The sequence below is a fragment of the Stenotrophomonas sp. 109824_Sma genome, assembly GCF_056480025.1.
In genome coordinates, this window is the sequence record NZ_CM151078.1 from 2175995 (window position 1) to 2192470 (window position 16476).

The following is a 16476-nucleotide window of genomic DNA, read 5'->3' on the forward strand; positions in this document are numbered from 1 at the left end:
GGTCATTGCAGCATACCCCGCCGTAGGGAAAACGCGAAGAGGCCCCGAAGGGCCTCTTTGCCTGGTAGTGCCGGCCGCTGGCCGGCATCTGCAGCAACCGCGATGTCGGGCGATGCCGGCCAGCGGCCGGCACTACCGTGGCGCCAAGCAGGCCGCCTGCGTCAGCCCTGCTTGCGCACCGGTGCGCCGTTGGCCTTGTAGTACGCCGCGGTGCTGCGGGCCAGCGGGGTGCGACCGCGGATCACGTCGGCCAGCTTCTCGGCCATCATGATGGTCGGCGCGTTGAGGTTGCCGGTCACCACCTGCGGCATGATCGAGGCATCGACGATGCGCAGGCCTTCCAGCCCGTGCACGCGGCCCTGGCCGTCGACCACGGCCATCGGGTCATCGGCATGGCCCATCTTGTTCGAGCACGACGGATGGTAGGCGGTCTCGGCGTGCTCGCGGACGAACGCATCGATCTGCGCATCGGTCTGCAGCGCGCTGCCCGGCGAGATCTCGCGGCCGCTGTACGGCGCCAGTGCCGGCTGCGCGAAGATCTCGCGGGTGATGCGGATCGCCGCACGGAACTCGCGCCAGTCCTGGTCGTGCGACATGTAGTTGAACAGGATGCTCGGATGTTCGCGCGGGTCCTTCGAACGCACATGGATGCGGCCGCGGCTGGGCGAGCGCATGGAACCGACGTGCATCTGGAAGCTGTGCGCCTTGATCGGGTTGGAGCCGTTGTAATTGATCGCCACCGGCAGGAAGTGGTACTGCAGGTTCGGCCAGTCGAACTCGGCGTCGCTGCGGATGAAGCCACCGGCCTCGAACTGGTTGCTGGCGCCGATGCCGGTGCCCAGGAACAGCCACTCGGCACCGATTGCCGGCTGGTTGTACAGCTTCAGTGCCGGTGCCAGCGACACCGGCTTCTTGCATTCGTACTGCAGGTACATTTCGAGGTGATCCTGCAGGTTGGCGCCGACGCCGGGCAGGTGGTGCACCAGGTCGATGTCCAGGCTGCGCAGCAGGTCGGCCGGGCCGACGCCCGAGCGCTGCAGGATCTGCGGCGAGGCGATGGCGCCGCCGCACAGCAGCACTTCGCGGCGGGCGGTGGCACGCTGCGGCTGCTCGTTGTGCAGCCACTGCACGCCCACCGCGCGCTTGCCCGAGAACAGGATGCGGTCGGTCAGCGCGTGGGTGACGATGGTCAGGTTCGGGCGCGGCTTGGCCAGGTCCAGGTAGCCGCGGGCGGTGCTGGAGCGACGGCCCTTGGGGGTCACCGTGCGGTCCATCGGGCCGAAACCTTCCTGCTGGTAGCCGTTGAGGTCGTCGGTGCGCGGGTAGCCGGCCTGCACGCCGGCTTCGACCATTGCAGCGAACAGCTCGTTGTTGCCGGCCTTCGGCGTGGTCACGCGCAGAGGGCCGTCGCCACCGTGGTAGTCATTGGGGCCGATGTCGCGGGTTTCGGCTTTGCGGAAGTACGGCAGGCAGTCCAGGTAGGTCCAGTCTTCCAGGCCCGGCATGCTGGCCCAGTTGTCATAGTCCATCGCGTTGCCGCGGATGTAGCACATGCCGTTGATCAGCGACGAGCCGCCCAGGCCCTTGCCGCGGCCGCAGTCCATGCGGCGGTTGTTCATGAAGGGCTCGGGATCGGTCTTGTACGCCCAGTTGTAGCGCTTGCCCTGCAGCGGGAAGGCCAGTGCCGCCGGCATCTGGGTACGGAAGTCGAGCCGGTAGTCCGGGCCACCGGCTTCCAGCAGCAGCACGCTGACATCGGCATCTTCGGTGAGGCGGGTGGCCAGCACGTTGCCGGCCGAACCGGCGCCGATGATGATGTAGTCGTACTCGTTATGGGTGCTCATGGGTGTCTCCTGCAGGCCGGGGCGCGCTGCATGCAGGCGTCCCGGCGGGATGTCGGATCGGCGCGGTGGCCGGACGATGGGGCGTGCTCGCGGCGCGCCGGTCAGAACACGCTGGCGTAGTCGCCCAGCTCGACCTGCACCGACTTGATGCGGGTGTAGTGGCCGAGGGTGGAGATACCGTTCTCGCGGCCAACGCCGGATTCCTTGTAGCCACCGACCGGCATTTCGGCCGGCGATTCACCCCAGGTGTTGATCCAGCAGATGCCGGCTTCCAGGCGGTGGATGATGCGATGGGCGCGGCTGACGTCCTTGCTGACCACACCGGCGGCGAGGCCGAAGGTGGTGTCGTTGGCGCGGCGCACCACTTCGTCTTCGTCGTCGTAGGCGAGGATGCTCATCACCGGCCCGAAGATCTCTTCCTTGACGATGGTCATGTCATCGCGGCAGTCGGAGAACACGGTCGGCAGCACGTAGGCGCCGTTGGCCAGCGCGCCTTCGGTGGCACGGCCGCCGCCGGTCAGCAGGCGGGCGCCTTCGGCCTTGCCGCTTTCGATGTAGCGCAGCACGTTTTCCATGTGCGGGAAGCTGGTCAGCGGGCCGAAGTTGGTCTCGGCGGCCATGGGGTCGCCGATGCGGATGCGCTTGACGCGCTCGACAACGGCGGCTTCGAACGCGGCCAGCATGCTGCGCGGCACGAACACGCGGGTGCCGTTGGTGCAGACCTGGCCGGAGCTGAAGAAGTTGGCCATCACCGCGATGTCGGCGGCACGGTCGAGGTCGGCGTCATCGCAGATCACCAGCGGCGACTTGCCGCCCAGCTCCATGGTCACTTCCTTCAGCGACGAGGACGCGGCGCTGGCCATCACCTTCTTGCCGGTGGCGACGCCGCCGGTGAAGGAGATCTTCTCGATCACCGGGTGCTCGGTCAGCCACTGGCCGATCTCGCGGCCCGGGCCCTGCACGACGTTGAACACGCCGGCCGGCACGCCCGCTTCGGTGTAGATCTCGGCCAGCCGGATCGCGGTCAGCGGGGTCACTTCGGACGGCTTGAACACCATCGCGTTGCCGGCGGCCAGGGCCGGGGCCGACTTCCACATGGCGATCTGGATCGGGTAGTTCCAGGCGCCGATGCCGGCGACCACGCCCAGCGGCTCGCGGCGGGTGTAGAAGAAGCTCGATTCGCGCAGTGGCAGCTGGATGCCTTCAATGGCGGTGGCCAGGCCGGCGTAGTACTCGACCACGTCGGCACCGGTGACGATGTCCACGGTGGTGGTTTCGGCCAGTGCCTTGCCGGTGTCCAGCGTTTCCAGTTGTGCCAGTTCGTCGTTGCGCTCGCGCAGGATCTCGACGGCGCGGCGCAGGATGCGCGAACGCTCCATGGCGGTCATCGCGGCCCACACCTTCTGGCCTTCGGCCGCGCTCTGCACGGCGCGTTCGACGTCGGCCTGGCTGGCGACCTGCACTTCAGCGATCACTTCACCGGTGGCCGGGTTGACGGATTTGAAGGTCTTGCCGCTTGTGGCATCGACCCGCTGGCCGTGGATGTAGAGCTGTTGGACGGGCAGGGTGGTCATGGGGCGTACTCCTTGGAAGGGGGCGGGTGCTGAAGCGCTTATAGCGCGACAGCCTGCAACTGGAAGTCGATGTAGCCGTAAGCGATGCGCCGGGACTTCTCGGCGTTGAACTGGCCGCCAACCAGGCTGCCGCGCAGCCACAGGCCGTCGATCATCGCGGCCAGGCCGCGGGCGGCCAGGCGGGCCTGCGGATGGGGCAGCAGGCGGTTGAACTGGTGGCACAGGTTGGAGAACAGGCGCTGGTCGTTGGCGCGCTGCAGCCGGGCCAGTTCCGGCTGGTGCATGCTCGCGGCCCAGAAGGTGAGCCAGACGCGCATCGCGGTGCCGTTGATCTGGCTGTCGTCGAAGTTGCCATCGACGATGGCGCGCAATTGGTCGCGCGGGTCGTCGCCGACCTCGGCGCGGTAGCGGGCAACGGCGTCCTTCAACTCGCGCAGGATCTGCCGCATTGCAGCATTGAGCAGGCCGTCCTTGTCGCCGAAGTAGTGGGCGACGATGCCGCTGGACAGCCCTGCCTTCTTCGCGATGGTGGCGACGGTCGCATCGGCCATGCCGATCTCGTCGATGGTCTGGAAAGTGGCCCGGATCAGCTGTTCGCGCCGTACCGGTTCCACGCCTTTCTTCGGCATTGTCTCTCCACGGATTGCGACCCGAAGGATCGGGCTGCCGGCCATTATGCTTTTTATTGATTGAACGTTCAATCAATAAACCCTAGGATGCGCTCGCGCCCCACGCCATGGGCCCGGTTTACCGGTCCGGCCCCGCCCATGTGCTCCCTCGGACTTGATGAGACGACCCCATGTCTTCCCTGGCTCATCCCAAGCGTTCGCCCCTGCGCTTGAACCGTTTTGTCTTCTTCAGCTCCTCGGTGTCGATCGGCATCCTCGGGCTGCTCACCGTTCTCTATCCCGAAGGCAGCGAGCACTGGCTGCAATGGGCGCAGGCCGAGGTGTCGGCTGCGTTCGGCTGGTGGTACATGCTGCTGATCGTGCTGTGCCTGGGCTTCGTGCTGTGGCTGGCGTTCTCGCCGTATGGCCGCATCCGCCTTGGCCACAACGAGGAATCACCGGCCTTCGGCTACGTCGCCTGGGTCTCGATGCTGTTCTCGGCCGGCATCGGCATCGCGCTGCTGTACTACGGCGCCTACGAGCCGCTGGATCACTTCCTCAATCCGCCCGGGCAGCCCGGCGGGACCGTGGCCGCCGGCCGCGAAGCGATGGTGCTGACCTTCCTGCACTGGGGCCTGCACGGCTGGGCGCTGTACGCGCTGGTCGGCGTGGCCCTGGGCTACTTCGCCTACCGCCGCGACCTGCCGCTGGCGCTGCGCTCGGCGCTGTACCCGATCTTCGGTGAGCGCATCCACGGCCGCATCGGCGACATGGTGGATGGCTTCGGCATCCTGGCCACGCTGATCTCGATGGTGACCAACCTCGGCATCGGCGCGCTGGTTGTGCAGTCCGGCCTGGTCTACCTGTTCCACATCCCGGATACGCCGCAGGTGCTGGTGGCGATCGTGCTGGTGATGATGGTGGTGGCCACCATCGGCGTGGTCGCCGGTGTCGAGAAGGGCATTGCCTGGCTGTCCAACCTCAATGTGCGCCTGTTGTGTGGCCTGCTGCTGTTCGTGCTGGTCACCGGCCCGACGCTGCACCTGTTCGACGGCCTGATCCAGAACACTGGCGATTACCTCGGCGCGTTCGTGCGCAAGAGCTTCGACATGTACCTCAACGACCCGAAGGGCCGTGAGTGGATGGGCTCGTGGACGCTGTTCTACTGGGCCTGGTGGATCGCCTGGGCGCCGTTCGTCGGTCTTTTCGTGGCGCGCATCTCGCGTGGCCGCACCATCCGCGAAGTGATCATGGGCGTGCTGCTGATCCCGCTCGGCTTCACCCTGGCGTGGTTGTCGATCTTCGGCAACACCGCCATCGACCTGGTGCTCAACCATGGCCAGGCGATCCTGGGTGACGTGGCCCAGCACGATGCGGCGATGACGCTGTTCAAGCTGCTGGAATACCTGCCCGGCGCGCCGTACGTGGCCGGTGCCGCGGTGGTGATCGGCTTCGTGCTGTTCCTGACCCCGGTCGATTCGGGCACGCTGATGATCGCCAACCTGTGCACTCGTCGCGTTGACGATGGCGTGGAAGATGGCCATGACGCGCCGATCTGGCTGCGCGTGTTCTGGGCGGCCGGCATCACCGTGGCCAGCGTCGGCCTGTTGCTGGCTGGTAATTTCAGCGCGATGCAGACGGCGGTGGTGCTGTGCGGCCTGCCGTTCTCGTTCACCCTGGCGTTCTACATGTGGGGCCTGCTGAAGGCGCTGCGCACCGACCCGGACGCACCGCGCCGGTGATCGGGCACCCGGCATCTATCCCGATGCCGTCGGTAACGCAGTAGAGCCAGGCCATGCCTGGCTGCGAAGAAACCAGAAGGGCCGGATCCGCGAGGGATCCGGCCCTACTCAATTTCGTAGTGCTCTGAAAGACATGCAGGGCCGTTCGCGGCAATCATCGTTCAACGTTCCTTTTCCGGAGTTGAGCCATGGTCCGAATCCTGAGCTGTGCGTTGATGGTCTCGCTTTCGATGAGTGCCCATGCGGTGCCGAACGCGATGGTGCAATCGAACTTTCCAGTGATCGCGCTGGGTGAAACGGCAGAACTGAACCTGCAGCTGGCACCGCATCCTGGTGGGCTGGTGACCTATTCGATCCACACCAATGTCTATGCCAGCGAGGAGAGCAGTGGCTACCGGGTATTGGATGTGCGCTGCCCGCCGGGCTTCCTCTCAAACGTCTACCAGGGAAACGCCGGTGCGGTGTGCTATCGCATCGAGGACACGCCGCATCCGGCCGGCGAGATGTCGGTGACAGTGTTCAACGAGGATGCGCCGGATGGGCATCTTGAGTGGGAGGAAGGGCTATGGTCGTTGGATACCAGTGGCCCTGCAGTGAAAACGTCGTGGCATCTGTTTGGCGTGCGGCCCTGATCTTGAGGGTCGATGTGCGACCTGATGCGAGCGGGCAGGCTTGCAGACAAAAAAGGCCGGATCCATGAGGACCCGGCCCTTTTTCTTGTAGAGCCGAGCGCGGGCTCGGCTCTACAGGTGGCGCATTACTTGCCTGCCAGCTGGCGCAGCACGTACTGCAGCAGGCCACCGTGGTGGGCGAGGAGGCGCGCTTGCGAACCACTGGTTCGCGCGTCTCCGTAGCGCCCCCGCGCTGGCGCGGGGGCCGGGCTTCCGCTCGTTGGTACCGCAGGACGGTTCAGCGACCTGCCAGCTGGCGCAGCACGTACTGCAGCAGGCCGCCGTGGCGGAAGTACTCGACTTCCTTCGGGGTCAGCAGCATCACCGACACCTCGAAGGTCTTCTTCGTGCCATCGGCTTTGGTCGCGGTGACCGTGGCACGCTTGCTGGCACCGTCCTGCAGGCCGGTGATGTCGATCGTTTCCGAACCGTCCAGGCCCAGGCTCTGCGCGTTCTCGCCGTTGCGGAACTGCAGCGGCAGCACGCCCATGCCAACCAGGTTGGAGCGGTGGATGCGCTCGAAGCTTTCGGCGATGACGGCCTTCACCCCCAGCAGCAGGGTGCCCTTGGCCGCCCAGTCACGCGACGAGCCAGTGCCGTATTCCTTGCCGGCCAGCACCACCAGCGGCACCTTGTCGGCCTTGTACTTCATGGCCGCATCGTAGATCGCCAGTTTCTCCGGCTGGCCACCGCCGGCCGGGTAGTACAGGGTGTTGCCGCCTTCCTCCCCACCGAACATCAGGTTCTTGATGCGGATGTTGGCGAAGGTGCCGCGGACCATGACGTCATCATTGCCGCGGCGGCTGCCGTAGCTGTTGAAGTCGGCCGGCTGCACGCCGCGCTCCTGCAGGAAGCGGCCTGCCGGCGAGTCCTTCTTGATGTTGCCGGCCGGGGAGATGTGGTCGGTGGTGATCGAATCGCCGAACAGGCCCATCACGCGTGCGCCGTGCACGTCGTCTATGCTGCCGGTCTGCATGGTCATGCCATCGAAGTACGGCGGGTTCTTGATGTACGTGGAGGCATCGCTCCATTCGTACAGGTTGCCGTCCGGCGAGGCGATGGTGTTCCAGCGGGTATCACCCTTGAACACGTCGGCGTAGTTCTGCTTGAACATCTCCGGGCCGATGGTCGCGGCGATGACATCGCCGATTTCCTTGTTGCTCGGCCAGATGTCGCGCAGGAACACCGGCTGGCCATCGCTGCCGGTGCCCAGCGGCTGGGTGGTCAGGTCGATGTCGGTGGTGCCGGCGATGGCGTAGGCCACCACCAGCGGCGGGCTGGCCAGGTAGTTCATTTTCACTTCGGGGTGCACGCGGCCCTCGAAGTTGCGGTTGCCCGACAGTACCGAGGTGACGACCAGGTCGCCGGTGGCGATGCCGGCGCTGACTTCGGTCGGCAGTGGACCGGAGTTGCCGATGCAGGTGGTGCAGCCGTAGCCGACCACGTAGAAGCCGATCTTCTCCAGCTCCTTCAGCACGCCGGCCTTTTCAAGGTAGTCGGTGACCACGCGCGAGCCTGGGCCAAGCGAGGTCTTCACCCACGGCTGGCGGTTCAGGCCCTTGGCGGCCGCGTTGCGGGCCAGCAGGCCGGCGCCGATCATCACCGCCGGGTTGGAGGTGTTGGTGCACGAGGTGATGGCGGCGATGACTACCGCACCGTCCTTCAGCCGCACCTTGCGGTTCTCGATCTCGATGTCGGCGAAGCCCTTGGCCAGCTGTTCGTTGCCGACTGCGGCACCGCCGCCCTCATTGACGAACGAGGAGACGTCGTCGCTGCGCTTGTCACGGTTGGCGGTCATGCCGACCAACGCTTCGCGGTAGTTCTTCTGCACGTCTTCCAGCAGCACGCGGTCCTGCGGACGCTTCGGACCGGCCAGCGAGGGCTTCACTGTGCCCATGTCCAGTTCCAGCGTGGTGCTGTACTGGGCATGCGGGCTGCCCGGTTCGTGCCACAGGCCCTGTGCCTTGGCATAGGCTTCGACCAGGTCGATCTGCTCTTCGCTGCGGCCGGACAGGCGCAGGTAGTTCAGCGACTCGGCGTCGATCGGGAAGATGCCGCAGGTGGCGCCGTATTCCGGGGCCATGTTGCCGATGGTGGCACGGTCGGCCAGCGGCAGGTGCTGCAGGCCGTCACCGTAGAACTCGACGAACTTGCCGACCACGCCCAGCTTGCGCAGCATCTGGGTGACGGTCAGCACCAGGTCGGTGGCGGTGGCACCCTCGGGCAGCTTGCCGGTCAGCTTGAAGCCGACCACCTGCGGGATCAGCATCGAGGACGGCTGGCCGAGCATGGCCGCCTCCGCTTCGATGCCACCCACGCCCCAGCCGAGCACACCGATGCCGTTGATCATGGTGGTGTGGCTGTCGGTACCGAACACGGTATCGGGGTAGGCAACGGGCTTGCCGTCCTTGTCCGCGGTCATCACCACGCGGGCCAGGTTCTCCAGGTTCACCTGGTGGACGATGCCGGTGTTCGGCGGCACCACCTTGAAGTTGTCGAAGGCCTTCTGGCCCCAGCGCAGGAAGCCGTAGCGTTCCTGGTTGCGCTGGAATTCGATCTTGCCGTTGAGGTCCAGCGCGTCCGGCTTGCCGAACACATCGACCTGCACCGAGTGGTCGATGACCAGTTCGGAGGGAATCTGCGGATTGATCTGCTCCGGCGAACCGCCGAGCTTGACCACGGCGTCGCGCATCGCGGCCAGGTCGACCACGCAGGGCACGCCGGTGAAGTCCTGCAGGACCACGCGCGCCGGCATGAAGGCGATCTCGGTGTCCGGCTCGGCCGCCGGGTTCCAGCGGGCCACGGCTTCGATGTGGTCCTTGCCGACGGTGACGCCGCCATCCTCGTGCCGGAGCAGGTTCTCCAGCAGGATCTTCATCGAGTAGGGCAGGTGGGAGATATCGAAGCGCTGGCCCAGCGTGGGCAGGCTGAAGTAGTCGTAGGTCTTGCCGCCGACGTTCAGCTGGCTGCGGGTGGAGAACGAATCGCTCATGCGGGGTAACTCCTTCTTGCGGATGGCTTGCAGTGGCTCGCGCATGGGCGGGCCTGCTTGCGGTCGCCGCGGGCCTGGCGGCCCCGGTGGTCCCAGTATGAACCCCAGACTGAATGGATTCATCCGGGCCGGGTTCCGGCCTGCGGCATCGGTTCCAGACTACAGGGGAAGGTGTATGGCGTATGTCACGTTTGTGGCCGATCCTTTGCGAGGCAAGGGCTGGCGGGTTGCCGGTCCTGCTCAGGGTGGAAGTATGCCCGGGGAAGTATGTATAATTTGTGCATACTCTGGAGGGCCTACTGATGGAAGCCACTGTTGCAGAACGCGGACAGATCACCCTGCCCAAAGCGGTGCGTGATGCCCTCGGCCTGACCAAGGGCACGCTGCTGAAGGTCGAGCTGGACGGCAGCCGCATCATCCTGCGCAAGAGTGTTGACGATGCCATTTCACGGGCGCGCGGCAAGTTCGCGCTGGACGGCTTCGAATCGTCCGACGCGGCCGTACGCGCGGTGCGTGACGAGGAATAAGCCGTGATGATCGCCGTCGATTCACCGGTGCTGGTCGAGCTGCTCAGCAATGGTCCGCAGGCCGATGCCGTGGAAGCCATCCTCCGGCAGAGCCTGGTCGGTGGCCGCGTAGTGGTCTGCGGCGCGACCCTGGCCGAGGTCTGCGCATCGCTGCGCGGCGGCGCCGAGGTGCTCGAAGCGCTGGAAGAAATGGGCGTGCACTTCAACCCGATGGAAGCCAAGTCGGCGCTGCGCGCCGGCGAGATGCACCGCCGCCACCGCCAGCGCAGCGGCAGTCGCCGCAGCCTGGACGAATTCATGGTCGGCGCCCACGCACTGTTGCAGTGCGACGGCCTGATCACCTGGAACGACACGTTTTACCGCGACTACTTCAAGGGCCTGAAGCTGATCGTGCCGCAAGCCTGAGCCCACTTTTTTTCAACCTACGCATTACCCGGGAGTTGTCATGTTGGAAGCCTACCGCCACCACGTCGCCGAGCGCGCTGCGCTTGGCATCCCGCCGCTGCCGCTGAGCGCGCAGCAGACGGCCGATGTCATCGAACTGCTGAAGAACCCGCCGCAGGGCGAGGCCGAGTTCCTGCTCGACCTGCTGACCCACCGCGTGCCGGCCGGCGTCGATGACGCAGCCAAGGTCAAGGCCTCGTACCTGGCGGCGATCGCCCTGGGCAGCGAGCAGAACCCGCTGATCAGCCGTGAGCGCGCCACCGAACTGCTGGGCACCATGCTCGGCGGCTACAACGTCGCTCCGCTGGTGCAGCTGCTGGACGACGCCAGCGTTGGCACCATCGCCGCCAACGGTCTGAAGAAGACCCTGCTGGTGTTCGATGCCTTCCACGATGTGCAGGAAAAGGCCAAGGCGGGCAACGCCAACGCCCAGGCCGTGCTGCAGAGCTGGGCCGACGCCGAGTGGTTCACCACCAACCCGGAAGTGCCGCAGAGCCTGACCGTCACCGTGTTCAAGGTGCCGGGCGAGACCAACACCGACGACCTGTCGCCGGCGCCGGACGCGACCACCCGCCCGGACATCCCGATGCACGCGCTGGCGATGCTGAAGAACAAGCGCGACGACGCGCCGTTCACCCCGGAAGAAGACGGCAAGCGCGGCCCGATCCAGCAGATCCTCGACCTGAAGGACAAGGGCCACCTGGTCGCCTACGTCGGCGACGTGGTCGGCACCGGTTCCTCGCGCAAGTCGGCCACCAACAGCGTGCTGTGGTGGACCGGCGATGACATTCCGTTCATCCCGAACAAGCGCGCCGGTGGCGTCTGCCTGGGTTCGAAGATCGCCCCGATCTTCTACAACACCATGGAAGATGCCGGCGCACTGCCGATCGAGCTGGACGTGTCGAAGATGGAGCACGGCGATGTGGTCGAGCTGCGTCCGTACGAAGGCAAGGCGCTGAAGAACGGTGAAGTGATCGCCGAGTTCCAGGTCAAGTCCGAAGTGCTGTTCGACGAAGTGCGCGCCGGTGGCCGCATTCCGCTGATCATCGGCCGTGGCCTGACCGGCAAGGCGCGCGAAGCGCTGGGCCTGGCTCCGACCGATCTGTTCCGCCTGCCGGTGCAGCCGGTCGATACCGGCAAGGGCTTCTCGCTGGCGCAGAAGATGGTTGGCCGCGCCTGTGGCCTGCCGGAAGGCCAGGGCATGCGCCCGGGCACCTACTGCGAACCGAAGATGACCTCGGTCGGCTCGCAGGACACCACCGGCCCGATGACCCGTGACGAGCTGAAGGACCTGGCCTGCCTGGGCTTCTCGGCCGACCTGGTGATGCAGTCGTTCTGCCACACCGCCGCCTACCCGAAGCCGGTGGACGTGAAGACCCACCACACCCTGCCGGAGTTCATCTCCACCCGTGGCGGCGTCTCGCTGCGCCCGGGCGACGGCGTGATCCACAGCTGGCTCAACCGCATGCTGCTGCCAGACACCGTCGGTACCGGTGGTGACTCGCACACCCGTTTCCCGGTGGGCATTTCGTTCCCGGCCGGTTCGGGCCTGGTCGCCTTCGCTGCTGCCACCGGCGTCATGCCGCTGGACATGCCGGAGTCGGTGCTGGTGCGCTTCAAGGGCAAGATGCAGCCGGGCGTGACCCTGCGTGACCTGGTCAACGCGATCCCGCTGTACGCGATCAAGTCGGGCCTGCTGACCGTGGCCAAGGCTGGCAAGAAGAACATCTTCTCCGGTCGCATCCTGGAAATCGAAGGCCTGCCGGAACTGAAGGTCGAACAGGCGTTCGAACTGTCCGACGCCTCGGCCGAGCGTTCGGCGGCCGGCTGCTCGGTGCGCCTGAACAAGGAGCCGATCATCGAGTACCTCAACAGCAACATCACTCTGCTGAAGTGGATGATTGCCGAGGGTTACCAGGATCCGCGCTCGCTGCAGCGCCGTATCGAGAAGATGGAAGCGTGGCTGGCCAACCCGGAGCTGCTGGAGCCGGATGCCGACGCCGAGTACGCGGCTGTCATCGAGATCGACCTGGCCGATATCCACGAACCGATCGTGGCCTGCCCGAACGACCCGGACGACGTGAAGACCCTGTCCGAAGTCGCCGGCGCCAAGATCGACGAAGTGTTCATCGGTTCGTGCATGACCAACATCGGTCACTTCCGTGCGGCTGCCAAGCTGCTGGAAGGCAAGCGTGACCTGCCGACCCGTCTGTGGGTGGCCCCGCCGACCAAGATGGACGCCTCGGAGCTGACCAAGGAAGGCGTGTACGGCACCTTCGGCGCCACCGGCGCCCGCATGGAAATGCCGGGCTGCTCGCTGTGCATGGGCAACCAGGCGCAGATCCGCGAAGGCTCCACCGCGATGTCGACCTCGACCCGCAACTTCCCGAACCGCCTGGGCCGCAACACCAACGTGTACCTGGGTTCGGCCGAACTGGCCGCGATCTGCTCGCGCCTGGGCCGCATCCCGACCAAGGAGGAGTACATGGCGGACATCGGCGTGATCAACGCCAATGGTGCGGAGATCTACCGCTACATGAACTTCGACCAGATCGAGGAATACCAGGACGTGGCCAAGACGGTTGCTGCCTGATGCGGTAACGCCGGCCACTGGTCGGTAGCCCGTTGAAACGAAGAACCCCCGGTGAAAGCCGGGGGTTTTTTGTGTGCGCCGGGCCAGGTGGCCTAGCCCATGCGCATCGCCGTCCGGGTCTGCTCCTGGGTCTGCTCCACGGCGTGGTCTTGCTGGGCAACCTGCTGTACCTGCGACATCTGTTCAACCTTCGCGAGCGACTGCTCCACGGGCGTATTGACGGCGTCGCTGATCGCGACCGACGACCGCAGGTGTGCCGGATTGTCGAGCGCTCCCTGCACAACGAACATGCGAGGGCCGGTGCCATCGCTGGGTGGGTTGCCCAGGACCACATGATCGACGCGTTCCAGGCCGCTGCTCTTGGCCGCGGCAAGCAGGCTGGCCGTCATCCGCTCGCTGGTTTCATCGAAACTGCGCCCGTGCCTGGCATCCACAGCGGATACACCGTCGCGAATCTGCCGGTAGAGAGGTTGATCTGGGTGGCCTTCCTTCCTGGGATCCAGGCCTGCCTTGTCCAGGGTGGATTCGATGCTCTCCTGCACTGGGTTCCTGGGAGAGAAGCCGGGATTGCCGAGAGAGGGCGAGCCCTGGTCGGTTGCATCCTGGATCAGGTGCTTCCCAGGCTTGAGCGCAGTGCGGGCCCGCTGCTCCGCTTCTGCTTCGTGGCGGGCGTACGCACCGGCCTCCTCAATACCACGCAGGTAATTGACCCCGTCGCGCAGCAGGCCAGGTCCGCCGCCGACCAGCACGGTCGCTCCGGCGCGCAGCTGATGAACATCACTGCGGTAATCGGCAATCCGGCGCAGGTCTTCAGGATCCGTGATCCGGGCCTGGGGATTGTCCAGTACAGACTGCACGGGACCCTTGTCGGTCATGCGATCAAGGAAATGAACCAATCGATGAGAGTCACCCAACTGGACCGCGACGGCGGCGGACATGACATGGCCGCTTTTCATCCCGAGCGTTCCGAGCGAGGCGATGCGCTGGCCCTGCTCGGCGTTGCGCAGAACCTCCAGTTCCCTGGGCAGCGCATACATCTCGACCTTGCCGTAATGAGGGCCGCCCGCACTGACCAGGTCGCCTGCCATCACATGGTTGGTGAAGGGCGCCGCATTGGCCGGCTGGCCTTCAGGGAGGCGATACGCCAGCCCGGCGGCACCGTAAGGATTGAAGGCGTCGCCGGGGAGGTTGTAGTGATGGGCGGTGATCTGCGCGAGCGCGCCGCCGAGGGAGTGGCCGGTGACGTGTACCGGACCATACCCATTTTCTTCAGCCAGCTTGATGGCCTGCTTGGTCAGGGCAAGGGCATCACCGAGTTGTGCGTTGACCCTGGCGGTGACCATCGCGGCGTCGATGCCGCCGTCAATCAGAGGCTGGCGATCAAACTCGGTACCGCGATGGGTGACGATTACTTCTTTGGATTCGAGATTATGGTAAATGACGCCTTGGTAGCCGGTGGCGGAGTTTAAGCTGGCCAGTACACGATATTCCGTCCCGGCAATGGTAACAATGGCCTTGGGCTCAGGGAGCGGATCCTTGTAGACATGATCTGAGAGGGCTGCATTTGCTCCAGGATTCATTGGGCTGTTCCTTCAGTCCGCGTGGAGATTTCGATTGGGAAGTAATTCTTTCGCTTATCTGGAGACATCTTCTCGTACCAAGTCGAAGGCTCGGTAGGCGTCCACTCTGGCGATCCCCCTGAAGTCATGGGGCGTAAGGCGCGATGTACGTAGGTAGTAGAGAGTTTCTCGGTTTCAAGCTTTGTGAATGAAGTCCATGCGGTTGCTTGGATTGGGCGATCATCGATGATGAAGGCGAATGAAGCTTCCACGAGCACGGGTGTCCAAGTGCATGGGCCACGACCGTAATAGTCGGCAACGTCCATACCGTCGTTGAAAACAGCACTGCTGAATTCAGTAGCACTGAGGCGCTGTGCCTGAAGCTCAACCTTGTGCTGATTCGGCTCGTACTGCACCCCCTCCCAATTGTTGACCGGAGGGAGACAGAGTGGGTCTATCTCATACGTGACGAAGACCGAAGGAACGGGGACATCCACGGGTGCATCGTGGACCCGAATCACAATCGGCAGCGCATCCTTGGGCGCAGGATTCTCGCGGTAGACCGGATATGAGCGTTCCTTGTTGCAGCCTGGAATGGCCAGTGTGATCAATGCGATCAACGCAACATGAGCAAGGCAGGAGACGGATTTCAGCATGAGCGGTCCACGTCGCTGATCAAGGTTTTGCGGGGTGCGGCGACACCATGAAGGGCACCTCGGGGCAAATGCGACGGATTGCGCATTTCATGCTGGGGGCACGCCGGCACTTCATCCTTGTATGCCGGTGCCTCGGGGCGTTGCGGCGTATCGTTCATCGGCGTTCCATTGCTCTGCGACGTCTGACTATACGACCCGGTGCAGCTGTGCTCCAAGACCGAGGTGCAGCGCCGGAGGCGTCCCGTGGGACGCCGCCCAGCATCGGGCCGCTTGCTAGCAGGCGACGTGCAGCGACTGCCGCAACCATGCATCGAGCTGCACGCTGGTGAAGGCGGGATTCTCCAGGGTCGAGATATGCCCCGAGCCGGGTATCGATTGCAGGCGGCAACCGATCACCCTGGCCATCTGCTGCGCTTCGCTCAGGGGCCGTGGCAGGTCCTGTTCGCCGTTCAGGATCAGCGTCGTTTCCCGCTCCAGATCCTTCAAGGCGCCCAGCCGGTCCGGGCGACCGAATATCAGGCGACCCAGTGGAACCACCGCGTTCAGCAGGCGCTCGCGAGGCCAGGACAGCAGCCGTTGCCGGAACAGCAACCGGATCGGATCGTCGATGGCGATGCCTGGGCGGAAGAACAGCGGCACGATCTGTTCGGCCATGGCTTCGGGGATGCAGCCCAGCTGTTCGATCCTGTCGAGCATGCCGAAGTAGCGCTGCCGTGAGGCCTCCGGTTCCGCACCGAGGTAGGTGTCCATCAGGATCAGCGAGCGGACCTGCTCGGGGCGCTGCAGCGCCAGTTCCGCTGCCCACATGCCGCCGACCGACAAGCCAGCCACCGCGTACTGGCGGATGTCCAGCGCATCCAGCAAACGGCCGACTTCGCGTGCGAGGCAGGCCGGTGTGGTGAAGGCGGCGGACAGGGGCAGATCGTTGTCGTGGCCGGGCAGCTCCGGAAGGATCAGGCGGTAGTGCCGCGACAACACCTCGATCTGTGGCGCCCACATGTCGCGGCCCCAGAGATAGCTGCCGCCAAGAACGATGGGAAAGCCGGTGCCGATATCGTGATGGGTGAGAAGGGGCAAGGGGAGGCTCAATGGAAGGGAGCCTCACGCTGCGTGGGGTAGGGGATGCACGTCCAATGCGGCGGATCGACGAGGCACCATCCCTGGAGGCAAGTGAGGTGATTGCGACGCCAGTGTGCGTAAGTCGCACTGGTTGAACACCGCTGTCCGACGTTGCTGCAAGCGCAAACGGGTTGAATGCGACGTCTG

12 protein-coding genes are annotated in these 16476 nt (G+C 65.1%); 5 read left to right on the forward strand and 7 right to left on the reverse strand.

From position 1 onward, the window contains the following. Positions 1-161: 161 nt before the first annotated feature. The 3 genes from betA to betI all read right to left on the reverse strand — a co-directional run bounded on the left by betA (position 162) and on the right by betI (position 4047). Positions 162-1844: a choline dehydrogenase gene (gene betA / locus ACZK1G_RS10335; RefSeq protein ID WP_049443467.1), complete on the reverse strand. Its 1683-nt coding sequence runs from the start codon at positions 1842-1844 to the stop codon at positions 162-164. A 101-nt stretch (positions 1845-1945) separates the two neighbouring features. Further along, complete coding sequence (betB, locus tag ACZK1G_RS10340; protein WP_101765391.1) at positions 1946-3418, reverse strand: betaine-aldehyde dehydrogenase; 1473 nt, start codon at positions 3416-3418, stop codon at positions 1946-1948. A gap of 38 nt (positions 3419-3456) precedes the next feature. Continuing rightward, a complete protein-coding gene (gene betI, locus ACZK1G_RS10345) occupies positions 3457-4047 on the reverse strand; it encodes a transcriptional regulator BetI (RefSeq protein WP_014037076.1) in 591 nt (196 codons plus the stop codon). A 170-nt stretch (positions 4048-4217) separates the two neighbouring features. Here betI and ACZK1G_RS10350 point away from each other — a divergent pair, with 170 nt between their 5' ends. Both ACZK1G_RS10350 and ACZK1G_RS10355 read left to right on the forward strand, forming a co-directional pair. Beyond that, positions 4218-5768, forward strand: coding sequence for a BCCT family transporter (locus ACZK1G_RS10350; RefSeq protein ID WP_029379823.1), 1551 nt, complete (start codon positions 4218-4220; stop codon positions 5766-5768). Positions 5769-5998: 230 nt separating this feature from the next. After that, entirely contained in the window at positions 5999-6400 is a 402-nt protein-coding gene (locus ACZK1G_RS10355; RefSeq protein ID WP_478448344.1) for a hypothetical protein, read from the forward strand. Positions 6401-6677: 277 nt separating this feature from the next. On the opposite strand, the gene acnA is transcribed toward ACZK1G_RS10355, so the two are convergent. After that, the gene (acnA, locus tag ACZK1G_RS10360) at positions 6678-9431 is read right to left on the reverse strand and encodes an aconitate hydratase AcnA (RefSeq protein WP_101765392.1); all 2754 of its coding nucleotides are present in this window, start codon (positions 9429-9431) and stop codon (positions 6678-6680) included. Positions 9432-9733: 302 nt separating this feature from the next. Between acnA and ACZK1G_RS10365 the strand changes: the two genes are divergently transcribed. The 3 genes from ACZK1G_RS10365 to acnB are packed head-to-tail and all read left to right on the forward strand — an operon-like array spanning position 9734 to position 12995. After that, positions 9734-9958: an AbrB/MazE/SpoVT family DNA-binding domain-containing protein gene (locus tag ACZK1G_RS10365; RefSeq protein WP_005409505.1), complete on the forward strand. Its 225-nt coding sequence runs from the start codon at positions 9734-9736 to the stop codon at positions 9956-9958. Positions 9959-9964: 6 nt separating this feature from the next. Continuing rightward, positions 9965-10363 (forward strand): type II toxin-antitoxin system VapC family toxin, encoded by a 399-nt coding sequence (locus ACZK1G_RS10370; RefSeq protein ID WP_008267153.1) that lies wholly within the window; start codon positions 9965-9967, stop codon positions 10361-10363. A gap of 40 nt (positions 10364-10403) precedes the next feature. Then, a complete protein-coding gene (gene acnB, locus ACZK1G_RS10375; protein ID WP_101765393.1) occupies positions 10404-12995 on the forward strand; it encodes a bifunctional aconitate hydratase 2/2-methylisocitrate dehydratase in 2592 nt (863 codons plus the stop codon). 92 nt (positions 12996-13087) lie between these two features. Here the strand turns inward: acnB and ACZK1G_RS10380 are convergent, their stop codons facing one another. From ACZK1G_RS10380 to ACZK1G_RS10390, 3 genes are all read right to left on the reverse strand, one after another. Then, positions 13088-14575: an XVIPCD domain-containing protein gene (locus tag ACZK1G_RS10380; protein WP_101765394.1), complete on the reverse strand. Its 1488-nt coding sequence runs from the start codon at positions 14573-14575 to the stop codon at positions 13088-13090. Beyond that, on the reverse strand, positions 14572-15210 hold the full coding sequence (locus tag ACZK1G_RS10385; RefSeq protein ID WP_101765395.1) for a hypothetical protein: 639 nt from the start codon (positions 15208-15210) through the stop codon (positions 14572-14574). Before ACZK1G_RS10385 ends, ACZK1G_RS10380 begins: the two co-directional genes overlap by 4 nt. Positions 15211-15483: 273 nt before the next feature. After that, positions 15484-16287, reverse strand: a complete 804-nt coding sequence (locus tag ACZK1G_RS10390; protein WP_101765396.1) for an alpha/beta fold hydrolase — start codon at positions 16285-16287, stop codon at positions 15484-15486. Positions 16288-16476: the final 189 nt, after the last annotated feature.